This window comes from Arthrobacter sp. SAFR-044, from assembly GCF_059414985.1.
Genome location: NZ_JBPFDN010000018.1, coordinates 18351 through 32576, shown reverse-complemented (window position 1 = coordinate 32576; position 14226 = coordinate 18351). Strand labels below are relative to the sequence as shown.

Below are 14226 nucleotides of genomic sequence, written 5' to 3'. Positions count from 1 at the left end.
AAACGACAATTACGGAGCAATGGATGTGGCTTAGGCGATGTCCAGTGCTGTGCGGCGCTGGGGCGGGGGGCCGACGACGGTCAGGTCCATCTCGGCCTGGGCGCGGCCGAAGCCTTCCATGTCCATGTAGGGCTCGCCCCCCTCGGTGTACATGTAGTCCTCGGTGGGTTCGTTGAAGTACTCAAAGAAGCCGTTGAACACCGACGGCGTCAGGAAGCCCACCATCTGGGTGTTGTGGGCATCGAGCGCAAACGAGTGGATGGTCCCGGCGGGGGCGTGCACAAAATCGCCCTTCGTCAGGAGCATCTCGCGGCCGTTGGCGTAGAGCCACATCCGGCCCTCGGTGCAGAGGAAGTTCTCCGTGTGCTGGGAGTGGAAGTGCAGCGGAATGTAGGGGGATTTGGCGCCCTTGGTGTGCACGGCGAAGTAGTTGGAACCGGTGTTGGCGGGCCGGGACAGGTAAGTGAACATGGTCTGGTAGCTGACCATGCGCTCACCCTCCCCGGCACTGAGGAAGTACGGGCTCTGCGTTGGCGGCAGGCCGGCGTCGTGCTTGAACGACGGCGCCACACGCTCAACGTCGGGGAACGTGATGCCAAACTCGGCGCCCACCTCTGCCTGCTCCTGCAGGCCGGCCTTGTGGCCGGGCCGGACCGGCGGGACGTGCGAGTCGATGGGCGTGCCCACCCGCTCGTAGTACGCCTCGCCGCCCCCGGGGGTCATCCAGTTCAGGAAGCGGGTGTAGTGGCTGGCCATCCGGTAGGTGTGCGGGGTGTTCGGCGGGATGACCACGGAGTCGCCGGGAGTGAGGATGCGGCTCTCGCCCGGCAGCCAGACATGCAGGATCCCGTCGAAAACGTAGAGCGTCTTGTGCTCCACCTTGTGGCTGACGAACGGGGACTCAGCGCCCATGCCGCCGGAGATGTAGGCTGCGCTGAAGATGCCCCCGGTGTCGGCGGCGCGTGCGATGACCGTGACCAGCTGGCCGTTGATCTCGTAGCGCGCGCCTTCGCCCGACGCCATGTAATACGGGACCGCCTCGCCGGGCAGCGTGTTGGCCGCCGGGAGCTGCTTGTTCATTTCCTCAACGCTGAGGGACATGGGTTTCCTTCTTTCCAGTCGGCCGGACTTGCCGGAGCGTGACCTACATCATGGCTGTCCCACGCTCCGGCCACGAGCCCGGATTCCAATGATTGAAACCCAAACGTGGCCGGCCCCCTGCTACCCCTCACATTCCTTGCAGTACTTCTTTCCATCCTTTTCCCGGGCCAACTGGCTGCGGTGGTGGACCAGGAAGCAGGACATGCACGTGAATTCGTCTGCCTGCACCGGCACCACCTGGATGAGGAGTTCCTCGTTGGAGAGGTCTGCGCCGGGCAGCTCGAAGCTGTCCGCGAGGTCCGTTTCGTCCATGTCGGGAGCGGCCTCCCGGCGGCCGGACTTATCGGACTTCAGCTCCTCCAGGGCGACGTTCGGCTCTTCCTCGGGAGCCACCCGCGGAGCGTCGTAGTCAACTGACATGTGGTGTGTTCTCCTGTCCAGCTGCTGATGTCCAGATTGTTCTGGACAGATCGACAACGCCGGATGGGCGCAACTAATTCCCATTCCGGGTGGGGCTGTTTTTCCTTAGGGCCAGCGCGGCCTGGACCAGGGCGGCGTGGGTAAGGGCCTGGGGGTAATTGCCCAGGAAGGCACCGGAGGCGGGATCCAGTTCTTCGCTGAAGAGTCCCAGCGGGGAGGCCAGGTCCAGCAGCGCGCCGAAGGCGTCCACCGCCTCCCTGCACCTGCCGGTCAGGGCCAGGGCCTGTACCAGCCAGAAGGAACAGGGCAGGAAAGCACCCTCGCCGCCTTCCGGGCCGTCCTGGCCGGGCGGATACCTGAACACGAGAGGGTCGCCGGCACTCAGTTCGGCGCGTACTGCGTCAACGGTTTGGCGGACAACATCAGCCTGCGGGTCCTCCAGCCCAATCAACGGAAGAACCAGCAGTGCCGCGTCCAGGTCCGCTGATCCATAGGTCCGCGTGTAGGTGCCCCGCCCGGGGTCGACGCCCCTGCCCCGGATCTCCGTGCCCAGCTGGTCCCGCGCGGACAGCCAGCGCTGCCGCTGCCGGGCGCTTAGGCGGTGGGTGGCGCCAATGCGCAGCGCCCGGTCCAGGGCGAGCCACGCCATGAGTTTGGAGTGGACGTGGTGCGCGGCATCATCACGGATTTCCCAGATGCCCGCATCCGGGGCGGCCCAGGACGCGGCCACCCTGTCGGCGAATCCGCGCATGGCCCGCCAGGTCTCCGAGTACAGCCGGTGGCCGCCCTGCACCAGCACCCATGCCGCGTCCAGCACCCACCCGTAGCCGTCCAGCTGATGCTGCCCAGCCGCCCCGTTGCCCGTGCGCACCGGTACGCTCCCTGAATACCCGGGCCAGCCACGCAACTCGCGCTCGCGGGGGACCGGCCGGCCGGATAGTGTGAGCAGTGCCGGAAGCCGGGGCCGTTGAAGCCGGCTCGCGTGCAGCAGCCAGCCGAAGAAGTTCAGGGCCACATCCGTTTTGCCCGCGTGCAGGAATGCGGCGACACCGATGCTGGCGTCCCGCGGCCAAGCAAACCTGTAGTCCCAGTTCCGGATGCCGCCGGGATTTTCCGGCAGCGACGTGGTGGGTGCTGCCACTGGGGCACCGGACGGTGAATAGGTGAGCAGGCGCAGGGTGAGCAGGCTCCGCAGGACCTGTTCGCGGAACGGGATGTCAGCGTCCACCTCCTCCGACCATGCCTCCCACCGTCGCTCGTCCTCAAGCACCAGGTGCCAGGCCGCCTCGGGGTCAACGTGGATCAGCGGCTCGCCGTACGCGACGGACAACACCAGGGTCACGGGACGGCCGGGGTGCACCACCAGTGTCTCTTCTTCGCCGTCGGGGAGCGGGCACCCCTCGCTGGAGCCCAGCGACAACGCCAATGGTCCCCATTCACACACGAGGTCCCGCGCCCTCCGGCTGGTCCGTGGCACGCGATGCGTTTCTCCCAGCCGTGGAATAAAGCGGACGACGGCGGCTGCCGGGCCGCCGTGGGCGCTGAGCCGCCGCACCAGCAGCGTTGTGGGGAGCAAGGCGCCGGACACTTCAGCAACCATCGCTTCGGTGAGCGTCAGCCGGGCCCCGCCAGTGGACCACGTTGTTTCCAATGTTGCGGTGTTCCCGCGGTAATGGCGCTGGAGCAGGTGGGCGGGTCCGGCGGGTCCGGCGACGAACTGGCCTGCTTCCAGTCCGCCCAGCAGGGCACCGAAGATAGGCTCGCCGTCGAACGCCGGAGCGCACATCCAGTCCACCGACCCCTTGGAGGACACCAGGGCAGCGGTCCTGGTGTCACCGAGCATGCCGTAGTCCGCGATGGCAGCGGGCTGCCATGGCGAGGGCTCGGGTGCGGGCGCGGGTGCGGGGCCGGGGAAGGGGCCGACGGCGGGCTGCGGCTTCGGCGGCTCGGTCACGGAGGATTCTTCCATCGAACGGGAGCGCTTCCGCTCGAATGCGATGCTCATAGCGGCCTGCTCACAGCGCCCTCAGCAGAATCCCCAGCAGGGCCCCGTAGGCTACATGCGCCACGATGGCTACTGCAGGCGTCTGGATGCCGTAATTCAAACCAAGCAGTCCAGGCGGCTCCAGCACGGCAGTGGTGGCCAGGCCCGCCCGGGTGGATGCCATTCTTGGGTGAACGCCGGGCAGCAGCGGCAGGATGACCGTGAGGGCCACCGCCACGTGCAGCAGGCCCAGCAACGCGCCGATCCACCAGGTGGCCCGGCCCAGAAGGGCGAACGCCGCGGCATAGCCAAGGGCAAACATCTGGCCGACCGCCAGATGGATGAAGAAGCCGGCAACACGTGCCCGGTCAGGATCGGGTGTCACCAGGGTGCCCAGGACCAGTGGCAGGTCCAGCCGTGTCAAGCCGGCCATCTGGGCCGCAATCATGATGATCGTCAGGACTGCAGTGGCCAGGAGCCCGAACAGTCCCCATCCTTGCCAGTCCATGTCATGCCGTCCGGCCTTGGCGCAGCCGGGTCTGGCAAGCGGTGCCATGCGCCGGAGGCCGCAGGTGAATAGTCATGGGAACCTCGCTCTAAAAACGAATATCTTGAATTTAGAACGCCGTTGCAGCTAAGTCAAGAGCAAAAGTGGCGCCGGCGAGGACTGCTCGGACCTCGCCTAGTGCCTGGGCCCCAGTCCTGACCACATTGTTAACGCCCTTGATTACGCCATTGAGCCGTCGCGGCAGGTGAATGTTGGCATGCTTGAATTCATGCCTACCTTCCAAGTCCCGGGCGGCCTGACAGCATCGACGGCGTCATCCTTCCCTACCTCAACGCCGGGGCAGTGCTGGGTTCCCTGGGCAAGGTCCCGGACCTCAAGTTCGTGCAGACGCAGGTCCTCACCCTTGGGTCAACGGCTCCCGCGGGTCCTCGCATTCACCCGACCAACGTCCCTGGGCAGTACAGCCAGGGGGCATTACAGGCGGAACAGGAAGACCTCTTAGTGGATGGCTGTGTTGGGGCCGTCACTAAGAGGTCTTCACTTTGTTCACAACGGAATCAATGTCGTGGCCCGTGCAGCTGGTAGGCGATCAGCTCAGGGGCGATAACCTGTCACCTCTGCTTTTCGGGCTAACCAGCGAGGCCGCGGGCAGCTGTGCTTGGGGACATGGCCGCGGCCGTGAGGACGGACGTTTCCCGCTCGCTCTGCTGCACCTCGTCGAGCTCCTTGAGCGTGTACTTTTTGGTCTCCTTGGCGGTGAGGGCTGAAATTCCTGCCAGGACCATGAACCCGAGCGCGACCATGGACGGTCCGATCCAATCTTTCAGGTCGGGGCCAGCGAGTGCTGTCGAGAGGACGGGGCCGATGACGCCCGAGATGGCGAAGCCGATCTGGGTGCCAAGGGCGAGCCCGGAGACGCGCAGCCGGCCGGGGAACATCTCCGCGAAGAATGACGGCCAGGACGCGTTCACCATTGAGTAGAAGAGGGAATAGTTGATGATGCCAAACAGGAAGATCAGCGACCAGTTGCCGGTCGTAATTGACCACAGGTAGGGCACCATAGTGATGCCTGCACCGCCCGTTGCGATAAGGAACATCGTTTTGCGGCCGATCTTGTCTACAAGGAATCCCGCCAGGGGCGTGATTCCGAGGGCGATCACGGCCGAGACTGTGGTCGTCAGGAGCATGGTTGGCTTATCCAGCTTGTACCCGGCGGTCCCGAATGCTACCGAGAAGGTCTGCATCATGTAGCTGGTGCCCGCGATGAGGGCACAGAATACGATCCGCAGCACCGCACGCCAGTGGAAGCGCAGAAGATGCCGGAGTGGGGCAACGTTCACGTTGGCGGCCTGGGCCTTTACGAACTCGGGCGGCTCCTGGATGTGGCGGCGGATCAGGTATGCAGCGACGACCACGATGGCGGAGGCCCAGAACGGCAGCCGCCAACCCCAGCTCAGCAACTGCTCCGAGGGCATAGCGGCGATGGGGATGAAGACCAGCAGGGTGAGCAGCGTGCCTGAGGAGGAACCCAACGTGGTGAAGCTCGCGAGGAACCCGCGTCGGCCTTCGGAAGCATGCTCCAGGCTCATGGTAATGGCACTGGGCTGCTCGCCGGAAAGGCACAGTCCCTGGATGACGCGGATTAGCACGAGCAAGACCGGAGCAAGAGGACCGATTTGAGCGTACGTGGGCAGGCACCCGATCAGGAAGGTGCAGCCGCCGATGCCGAACAGTGTGATCATCATGACGAACTTGCGGCCGCGGCGGTCACCCAACGGCCCCAGGATGAGGGAGCCGAGGGGGCGTACCGCGTAGCCGACCGCGAAGGTGATCATGGCGAGCAGCACGCTGAGGCCCTGGGGCAGCTCGGGTGAAAAGAAGAGGACGTTCAGAACCAACGCCGACGAGGTGCCATACACCGCGAAGTCGTAGTACTCCAACGTCGTGCCGATCCAGGCCGCGATTGCGGCTTTGACCGGGGTCTTCCTGGGAAGTGTGGTTTCTGTCATTTCGTCTCCGTTGGTGATGGGTGAACACCGGCTGCCGCTGCATCTGGGCTCTCGGAAAAAGATCTCGGGTGGAATATCCGGTTGGTCCTGCTGTGAGCTCTCTCGCAAGTCGTGTTTACGGCTTTGCGGCGGCCCCAGACATCAAGTTAACGTTTGCGGTGTGGGTCACACAAAGTCGGCTTTTATGTACCTACATAGCGATTTGTTATGGCTTGGAGTCGAAGAACCGGAGACCTTGGACAACAGGAAGCCCGCCGTGGAACGGGGACTTTAACGAGGGTTTGCCGTGGGGCGGGTGTTTCCACGACGTCGCACCGCTTCCTCGACCAGTTCGGACATCCAGGGTCGGTGGCCGCGATGAAGCACCATGCCCGGGGGTAGTCCCTTGATGGAGGGGAGGGAGTCCGCGATATCGATGGTGATGCGGCCGTTGCCAAGCGGGGCGTTGGAAATGTGCAGGTCCCCGAAGGAATGGGGGAGGACGGGATCGAGCCACACTCCACCGGCTGACACGACCGGGTCGTAGCGCATCAGGCTGGACACGATCTGGATGGGTGCGGTGGCTGCCCACGCCTGTGGTGAGCAGGCGGTGGGGTATGGAACGGGGGTGGCGAGGTGGTCCCGGCTGAAGCCGCAGAACAGTTCCGGCAGGCGGCCGTCGGAGAACTCTGCCGCGTCCATCATGCCGGTGGCGATTCTTTGCGCTTCGGCGACAAAGCCGTACCGGAGGAGCCCTGCGACGATGATGGCGTTGTCGTGGGGCCAGACGGACCCGTTGTGGTAGCTGGCCGGGTTGTAGGCGCCCATGTTGCTGGCCAGGGTGCGTACGCCCCAGCCGCTGAACATTTCCGGTGACATCAGATGCGCGGCGACTTGGGGGGCTTTGTCGTCGTCGATCAGGCCTTGGAGCAGGCAGTGTCCCATGTTGGAGGCGCAGGCATCGACCTGCCGTTTCCTGCCATCGAGGGCGATGGCGTAGTAGCCGCGCTCGGGGATCCAGAATTGCTCGTTGAACTGCTTCTTCAGCCGGGCAGCGCGGCCCGTGAGGTCTTTGCCCAAGGTGATGTCACCGGCGTCGTAGGCCAGCCATGCACGTGAGAGGTAGGCGACGTAGACGTAGGCCTGTACCTCGCAAAGCGCGACCGGCGGCTCCGCCAGGGTTCCATCGGCAAAGTTGATGCCGTCCCAGGAGTCCTTCCATCCCTGGTTGATCAGTCCCTGGTCATTGAGCCGTTGGTACTCAACGAAGCCGTCGCCGTCCTTGTCGCCGTAGTTCACGATCCAGTCCACTGCCCGGTCGGCGTGGGGTAAGAGAGCCTGGATGGTATCGGCTGCGAATCCCCACCGGCTCACCGCTCCAAGCACCATCAGGAACAAGGGAGTGGCGTCCACGCTGCCGTAGTAGTTCGACTTGCCGCCCAAGGACAGGCCGCTGGAGACATCGAGCCGGACCTCGTGGAGGATCTTGCCTGGCTCCTCTTCGGTCATAGGGTCCACCACGGAGCCCTGGCGGTCGGCGAGGGTCTGGAGTGTGCCCAAGGCGAGCGACGGGTCTACCGGCAACGCCATCACCGAGGCCCACAAGGAGTCCCTTCCGAACAGGGTCATGAACCAGGGTGCCCCGGCGGCGACGACAACCCGCTCCGGATGGTCGGGGTCCTCGATTCTAAGAGCGCCCAAATCGTCATAACTGCGGCGCAGGGTCCGTTCCACCGAACGGTTGGCCACCTGCAGTATGGGGATTTTTGCCACCCATTCCCGCCGCCGGCGGTCTCGGGGGGACAGGGTGTCTCCCCCGGAATGGGCGAAAGCCGGTGCGTGGTCTCCATCGTCAGTGGGCAGAACGGTCAGGACCGTGCTCCATTGCCCATGAGCGAGTACTGACACCCGATATTGGACGGTGTTACCGAAAATTTCGGCACCAGGTGCGTGGATAGCGGTGCCTTTGCGGACGTCCTGCCAACTGCCCCGAATGGTGAGCAGTCCATCGTCGGCTTCCTGTGTTTCCTCCCACCGTCGCCGGATCCGTGCTTCCTTCACTTCGAAGAGGTCCGCGAAGTCGGCCCCTACTTCCAGGACGACGAGGCACTCGGCCGGCTCCTGGGAGTAGTTGTAGATGGTGAGCTGCTCCTGGAGGCCGGCCCCGACCTCCCGCAGCCGTTCCACGATCAGTGGGCTGTCCGCGTAGCCATCGGACCGTGGGATCCTTGCTACAAATGCTGCACGGAAGGGCTCCTTTGTCTCCGCCGTGAGTGTTTCAAGCGCCTGTCCGCCCACTGTCAGTCGCCAGATTGAAAGGATCCTGACGTCAGCCACGAAGAGGCCATGCGGACGATCGGCCTGAATATCCCCGTTCGATGACGAAATACAGAAGGATGAGCCCTCGACCAACGTCATAGAGCCGGCTCCTAGCGGACCGGCGGCCGTATCCGCATTCCATCCCACCATTCCGGCCTCCTCCGCGGCTCACCGAAGCGCCGAAAAGCAGACACCGTGCTTGCGGCGGCCTCTTGGAAAAGACGCTACGCTTGCTTGCCAGTCGTCGCCAGAGCGGAGAGGCAAAGCTGCGCCGGGACTCCTCCATACCGGCGGGCAAGGGACTGGTATGACGAGTGCGCCTCAGTTGATACACGGCCCGCCAGGCCGAGGTGGGCGACGCATGAGGACTCTTTGGGAGGGCGGAAGCCCGCCGGCAGCGGATCAGCCGGGACGATCATTGCGGCTGGGCCACACGCAAGCCGACGCCCCTGGTCATTTTGCGGATTTCGTCGGACTTCAGGCCGCTTGCCCCGGCAAGTTGGTAGTCGTCAAGGAGCTGGGCTTTCCTGGCCAGGGCCAGTACTTGCGTTCGTTGTTCTTCCGCATCACTCCGGGCGCCTTCGGCTGCCGCCAGCTCCGAAGCCAATCCCGCAATGAGGTGAAGATGCCCGCTTCGGGTTTGGCCGGACGGGTACAGCTCGCCGCGTGCCAGCGTGGCAGACCGGATACTGGCGGCAGGCTGGCCGGCGGCCTTCGCGACGGCGGCAACCTTCACACCATCGCACACGGCCTGGGCAAGGCAGTCACCCAGCTCGGCGGTGAGGGCACGTACCCTGCTGGAGCGAAGTGCGAGGGTCGTCCGCAGCTGGGCCAGCATGGCCAGGGCTTGTTGGGCGCGGGCCGGGGCGGGGTCCGGCTTCGGGACGCCCCGGTACCGGTACGCTGCTACGCCGGCCCCGCCCGTCCCGGTGCTGGCTGTACGCGGAGGTATCCGTTCCTTAATCTCTCTGCCGGGCACCTCTGCTCCTTGTCTCCGTTGGTGTTTCCATGCCCGCGCGGCTTCACGCCGGCGGGCGTACCTCTCCCGCGGTTCGGCCTGCCGGCCTGGAAGGCGTCGCGGGGGCCGATGCTGTGCCTTCATCGGGCCCGTTATCCACCCTGGAGGTTACGCCGTCGGCAAGCCTGGAAGGCAATACCGAAAGTGCGTGGAGCAATAGGCGAAAGTTCTGGCTGCTCCTGTCATAAGGGCTGCTTATCTGTCCACGCACTTTAGGTCTTATCCAAGAGGGCGGCTCCTTCCCTAGGCTCGAATGAGCCACCCTCATCCGTACCGGAAGCCTGGAAGAAACCATGCCTGAATTCGTGCCCGCATCACGCGTAACCCGTATCAAATCCTCACCCAGCGTTGCCGCGGCGGCCCGCGTGCGGGAACTCAAGGCCGAGGGCCGCCGGATCCTGGACCTGACGGTCGGCGAGCCGGATTTCGACACGCCCCAGCACATCAAGGACGCTGCCATCGCAGCCATCGGCCGCGGTGAAACCAAGTACACCTCGGTCACCGGGACGCCCGAACTGCAAAAGGCCATCCTGCAGACGCTGCATCGCAAAACCGGCCAGCAGTACGGGCCCGGCGAGATCACCATCGGAGGGGGCGGGAAGCAGGTCATCTTCACCGCGTTCATGGCCACACTCGATGCAGGCGACGAGGTTGTCGTTCCCGCACCGTACTGGGTCTCCTACCCGGACATGGTGCTCGCCAACGAAGGCACCCCCGTCATCGTTTCCTGTGGTGAGGACACCGGTTTCAAACTCACCCCTGAGGTACTGGCAGGGGCACTGACGGAGCGCACCAAGTGGGTCATCCTCAACACGCCCTCCAACCCCACCGGAGCGGTGTACTCCCGCGAAGAACTGGCAGGCCTGGCCGCCGTCCTCACGGACCACCCTGCCGTTTACGTCCTCACTGATGAGATCTACGACGAGATCCACTTCGGCAATGAGCCCATCACCAGTCTCGTGGCCGTTGCCCCTGAGCTTAAGGACCGTGTGCTGGTCACCAACGGGGTCTCCAAGGCCTACGCGATGACCGGATGGCGGCTGGGTTACGCCGGCGGACCGGCGGCCCTGGTGGCTGCCATCAACAAGCTGCAGTCCCAGATGTCCTCGTGCCCGTCTTCCATCAGCCAGGCAGCTGCCGCCGCGGCTCTCACCGGAGACCAGGCATTCGTCCGCGAGAGCGTCGAGGTGTACCGCGAACGGCGCGATGCGGCAATTACCGGGCTGAACGCCGTCAAGGGCCTGCAGTGCACGACGCCGGAAGGTGCCTTTTACGCGTACGTCAACTGCACCGGGGTCATCGGCAAGACGACGCCCGACGGCAGGCAGATCACCAACGACGAGGACTTCACGCTGTACCTGCTGGAAGCGGCGTCTGTTGCCGTCATCCAGGGTTCGGCGTACGGACTGAGCCCCTACTTCCGGATTTCCTACGCCACCGGGCTGCCGGTGATCGAGGAATCCATCGCTGCCATCGAAAAGGCCGTCACGGCTCTGGCCTGACCCGACTATCACATTACCCACGCTTTCCAACAACAGGAGCACCCCATGATCCACGTCAAGACGAAATTCGACCGGCCTTCCGAAGACGCCGTTCAGCGGCTTTCCAAGTTCTCCTCCGCCACAGTCCACGAAGCACAGGGCCGCAAAGGTGCCCTGAGTTCGAAGATCAAGCCGATCGACCGCAGCATGTCCTTCTGCGGCCCCGCCGTCACCGTGGTCTGCGCCCCGCGGGACAACCTGATGCTCCAGGTGGCCATCCATTACGCCCAGAAGGGCGACGTTGTCCTGGTGGCAGCCGGGGAGTACGAGGAAGCCGGGACGTTTGGCGACGTGCTGGGCAACGCCATGAAGGCGAAAGGCCTGGCCGGTATGGTCACGGATTCGGGTGTCCGCGACACCAAGGACCTGATTGAACTCGGACTGCCGGTGTTCTCCGGCAGTGTCTGCATCAAGGGGACCGTCAAGGAAACCATTGGCCCCATCAACCATCCGCTGGTGTTCGGCGACGAAATTGTCTACCCGGGCGATGTCTTGCTGGGTGATGCCGACGGCGTGGTGGTGGTCCGCAAGGATGAGATCGAGGAAGTCATTAAGCTGTCGCAGGCGCGCGTGGACGCTGAGGACGACCTCATCCGCCGCTACAAGGAAGGCGGCACCACCATCGAGTTGTGCAAACTGACGGACGTGCTGAAGGCCAAGGGCCTGCTGGTGGAGGACGCCGAACTGGAGCCAGCGCTGTAGCTCCACACCCATCGATTGCTGCGTAATTGCCGTTTTGAGCCCTCATAACGGCAGATACTCAGCAATCGATGGGGTTTATACGACAGAGGCCCGGGGTTCCTTTCGGAACCCCGGGCCTTTCCTCTTGCCGCTCTAAAGTCAATGAGCCGATCAGTTCATGCCGGGCAGCAGGTGGGCGGGCGGTCCCACCTGGGCGTCGTCCAGGTACCACATCGTGGAGCCGCGTTTTCCGGGTGGCATCATGCTTCCCTCGAACACGAAGACCGGTTCCGTGGCGGGCGCGTCCTCTGGACGCCAGAAGCCGTTGGTGGGGCAGTGGGAACCGGTGCCGGCTTTGAGCTGGATCCTTCTTTCAGCCGATTTCCGGTACTGCACGCTGGTGATCTTTTTCATGGCGGGACTCCAGGGAAATTAATTGCCGCGGTTGCGCCTTTGGCGAACCTTTATGGCTTTTATCCTAGGACCTGCTGAATTACCTGAATAAGACTAAAGCAGAGTGACCTGATAAGGCACGCTTATGATGCCGTGAACGGCGTGGTGGGGAGCGCGGAATATTTACTCCGGAGTATTTCCTGCAGCATTTCCTTGAGTACCAGCAGGACGGCAGACGCGGCTTCGGACAAGGGCTCGTGGTCAGGAGTGCAGAGTGCGATCCTGCACTGCAGCGCGGGTTCAACGATCCGCAGCACCCGGAAGTCCTCCTCGTGGAACAGGGCGTCCGCAGCCGACTTTGGCAGGATGGTGGCTCCGAGGTCCGTACGGAGCAGCCGGGTGAGGGAGGGGACCGATTCCACCTCGCCCACCAGCTTCAACTTCAGGCCCCTGCTGTCGATGCCCGCCTGAACCACCTGCCGCAGCGTGTGGATCTGTTCCGGCAGGAAGAGCCCGACGTCGGCCACCTCGTCCAGGGTGATCGTGTCCGCGTCTGCCGCTACCGGGAGCTCCCGCCGGGAGTTCACGATCAGGTACAGGTCCTCGACGATCAGGGTGGTGAACTGCACCCCGCGAATGGGCCCCGGCTCGTAGATGAGTGCCATGTCCAGCCGCCCGTTCTTGATGGCCTCACTGAGCACGCCGCCGTAAATCTCGGTCAGGTGCAGCACGATGTCGGGGTAGCGCCGCCCCACCTCGCTGATAATCCTCGGGGTCAAGCTGGACGCCATGCTGTAGGGGGCGATTGCTATGGATACGCGGCCGGAAGGCGCCGCCCCTGAAGCTGCCACATCGATCCTGGCCTGCTCCACGAGCCGCAGGATGGTCTGCGCGTGCCGGTACAGGGTATGGCCGGCCGCCGTCGGCTCCACGCCCTGCTTGCTCCGGATCAGGAGCCGCTGCTTCAGCTCCGTTTCCAGGGCCGACACCTGCTGGCTCAGCGCCGGCTGGGCCACGTGGAGGGCGGCGGCCGCCTTCGTGATGCTTCCTGAGTCGACGATCTTCACGAAGTACGCCAGCTTCCGGGTGTCCATAGAGCTCCTCTTTTCCAGCCGGGGACGATACAGCATGCGGGGTCATACGTTGGCGCTATGGCGGGACAGGCATTACGTCTTTGTGTGATCCGAGTCTCGGGCATAGGTTAATTGCAGATGACTTTCCAGTGACCAGAACATTCTATCCCCGCCCCAGCCATCGCCGATTTTGATGGCGGCATATGTTTTGCGCATAAGCAGGAAAACGGTTTATTGGAAGCATCATTCTTATAGTCACGAAATAAGGACCCCGTACATTCTTTGGGCTGCCATAGCGCCCGGAGAAGGTCATAACTGTTCCCTATAGCGTGATACCGCATTCGTCTTTGTGTGGCTCCTATCCCGATGCCACACTGATTTACACCAGCAGTACCAGCAGAGGAAGGCCCGTAATGCCCACAGTCGATCTCGTAGCGGATCTTGGTGAAGGTTTTGGCGCCTACTCGATGGGTGACGACAAAGCCCTGCTGGAAATCGTGTCCAGCGCCAACATCGCCTGCGGCTTCCACGCAGGGGACCCTGACATTATGGACGCCACCGTGGCTGAATGTGTCAGGACGGGAGTCGGCATCGGTGCGCATCCGAGCTTCCCGGATCTCCGCGGCTTCGGCCGCCGGGCCATGGACCTCACAGCTGACGAAGTCCGCACCGACGTCATCTACCAGCTGGGAGCCCTGTCGGCGTTTGCCGCCTACCACGGCGGTTCCGTCTCCCACCTGGCACCGCACGGCCGCCTGGGCAACCTGGTGGCAACCCGGGCGGACTATGCCGGAGCCGTAGCCGATGCCGCCGTCCGGGTGGACCCGAAGCTGATCATCCTGGCGCAGGACGGTGAACTCGCCACCGCGGCGGTAGAGCGCGGCCTGCGGGTGGCCATCGTCGGCATCGCGGACCGCGCCTACCAGGATGACGGGACACTGGTGCCGCGCAGCGAGCCCGGCGCCGTAATCCACGACCCCTCCGTCATCGTCCAGCGCACCGTGCGGATGGTCACCGAAGGCCTCATCGAGACTGCCTCCGGCAGGGACATCGCCATCCAGGCAGACACGGTGCTGCTCCACGGCGACAACCCGGGCGCCGTCGAACTGGCCCGCCTGATCCGCCGCGAACTGATCGCCGCAGGCATCACCATCGCCCCATTGGCAGAGGTCCTCTCTGCAAAGCAGAGGGTTTCCTGAC

12 protein-coding genes and 1 pseudogene are annotated in these 14226 nt (G+C 64.1%); 4 read left to right on the top strand and 9 right to left on the bottom strand.

Going from position 1 to position 14226, the window contains the following annotated elements:
• Nucleotides 1-30: 30 nt before the first annotated feature.
• The 4 genes from ACR65J_RS19770 to ACR65J_RS19755 form a co-directional block, all read right to left on the bottom strand.
• Nucleotides 31-1101, bottom strand: coding sequence for a quercetin 2,3-dioxygenase (locus ACR65J_RS19770; RefSeq protein WP_440172269.1), 1071 nt, complete (start codon nucleotides 1099-1101; stop codon nucleotides 31-33).
• A gap of 120 nt (nucleotides 1102-1221) precedes the next feature.
• Nucleotides 1222-1521 (bottom strand): DUF4193 domain-containing protein, encoded by a 300-nt coding sequence (locus ACR65J_RS19765; RefSeq protein WP_141158469.1) that lies wholly within the window; start codon nucleotides 1519-1521, stop codon nucleotides 1222-1224.
• Nucleotides 1522-1594: 73 nt separating this feature from the next.
• On the bottom strand, nucleotides 1595-3526 hold the full coding sequence (locus ACR65J_RS19760) for a glycoside hydrolase family 15 protein (protein WP_440172266.1): 1932 nt from the start codon (nucleotides 3524-3526) through the stop codon (nucleotides 1595-1597).
• A 10-nt stretch (nucleotides 3527-3536) separates the two neighbouring features.
• Nucleotides 3537-4013, bottom strand: coding sequence for a hypothetical protein (locus tag ACR65J_RS19755; protein WP_440172264.1), 477 nt, complete (start codon nucleotides 4011-4013; stop codon nucleotides 3537-3539).
• A gap of 196 nt (nucleotides 4014-4209) precedes the next feature.
• Between ACR65J_RS19755 and ACR65J_RS19750 the strand changes: the two are divergent.
• Nucleotides 4210-4314, top strand: a pseudogene (locus ACR65J_RS19750) (SDR family NAD(P)-dependent oxidoreductase); the annotation flags it as partial.
• A 328-nt stretch (nucleotides 4315-4642) separates the two neighbouring features.
• Here ACR65J_RS19750 and ACR65J_RS19745 read toward each other — a convergent pair.
• The 3 genes from ACR65J_RS19745 to ACR65J_RS19735 form a co-directional block, all read right to left on the bottom strand.
• Nucleotides 4643-6022, bottom strand: coding sequence for an MFS transporter (locus ACR65J_RS19745; protein ID WP_440172262.1), 1380 nt, complete (start codon nucleotides 6020-6022; stop codon nucleotides 4643-4645).
• Between the two features lie 270 nt (nucleotides 6023-6292).
• On the bottom strand, nucleotides 6293-8470 hold the full coding sequence (locus tag ACR65J_RS19740; RefSeq protein WP_440172260.1) for an amylo-alpha-1,6-glucosidase: 2178 nt from the start codon (nucleotides 8468-8470) through the stop codon (nucleotides 6293-6295).
• A 265-nt stretch (nucleotides 8471-8735) separates the two neighbouring features.
• Entirely contained in the window at nucleotides 8736-9299 is a 564-nt protein-coding gene (locus ACR65J_RS19735) for a hypothetical protein (RefSeq protein ID WP_440172258.1), read from the bottom strand.
• Between the two features lie 332 nt (nucleotides 9300-9631).
• Here ACR65J_RS19735 and ACR65J_RS19730 point away from each other — a divergent pair, with 332 nt between their 5' ends.
• The gene (locus ACR65J_RS19730; RefSeq protein WP_440172256.1) at nucleotides 9632-10840 is read left to right on the top strand and encodes an aspartate transaminase; all 1209 of its coding nucleotides are present in this window, start codon (nucleotides 9632-9634) and stop codon (nucleotides 10838-10840) included.
• A gap of 45 nt (nucleotides 10841-10885) precedes the next feature.
• Nucleotides 10886-11581 (top strand): 4-carboxy-4-hydroxy-2-oxoadipate aldolase/oxaloacetate decarboxylase, encoded by a 696-nt coding sequence (locus tag ACR65J_RS19725; protein WP_306863596.1) that lies wholly within the window; start codon nucleotides 10886-10888, stop codon nucleotides 11579-11581.
• A 150-nt stretch (nucleotides 11582-11731) separates the two neighbouring features.
• Here ACR65J_RS19725 and ACR65J_RS19720 read toward each other — a convergent pair whose 3' ends face one another.
• Together ACR65J_RS19720 and nac are read right to left on the bottom strand one after the other, a co-directional pair.
• Nucleotides 11732-11974, bottom strand: coding sequence for a hypothetical protein (locus ACR65J_RS19720; protein WP_307487537.1), 243 nt, complete (start codon nucleotides 11972-11974; stop codon nucleotides 11732-11734).
• A 122-nt stretch (nucleotides 11975-12096) separates the two neighbouring features.
• Nucleotides 12097-13047 carry a nitrogen assimilation transcriptional regulator NAC gene (gene nac, locus ACR65J_RS19715; protein WP_440172254.1) on the bottom strand — a complete coding sequence of 317 codons (951 nt, stop codon included), beginning with the start codon at nucleotides 13045-13047 and terminating at the stop codon, nucleotides 12097-12099.
• A gap of 392 nt (nucleotides 13048-13439) precedes the next feature.
• Here nac and ACR65J_RS19710 point away from each other — a divergent pair, with 392 nt between their 5' ends.
• The gene (locus ACR65J_RS19710; protein WP_440172252.1) at nucleotides 13440-14225 is read left to right on the top strand and encodes a LamB/YcsF family protein; all 786 of its coding nucleotides are present in this window, start codon (nucleotides 13440-13442) and stop codon (nucleotides 14223-14225) included.
• Nucleotide 14226: the final 1 nt, after the last annotated feature.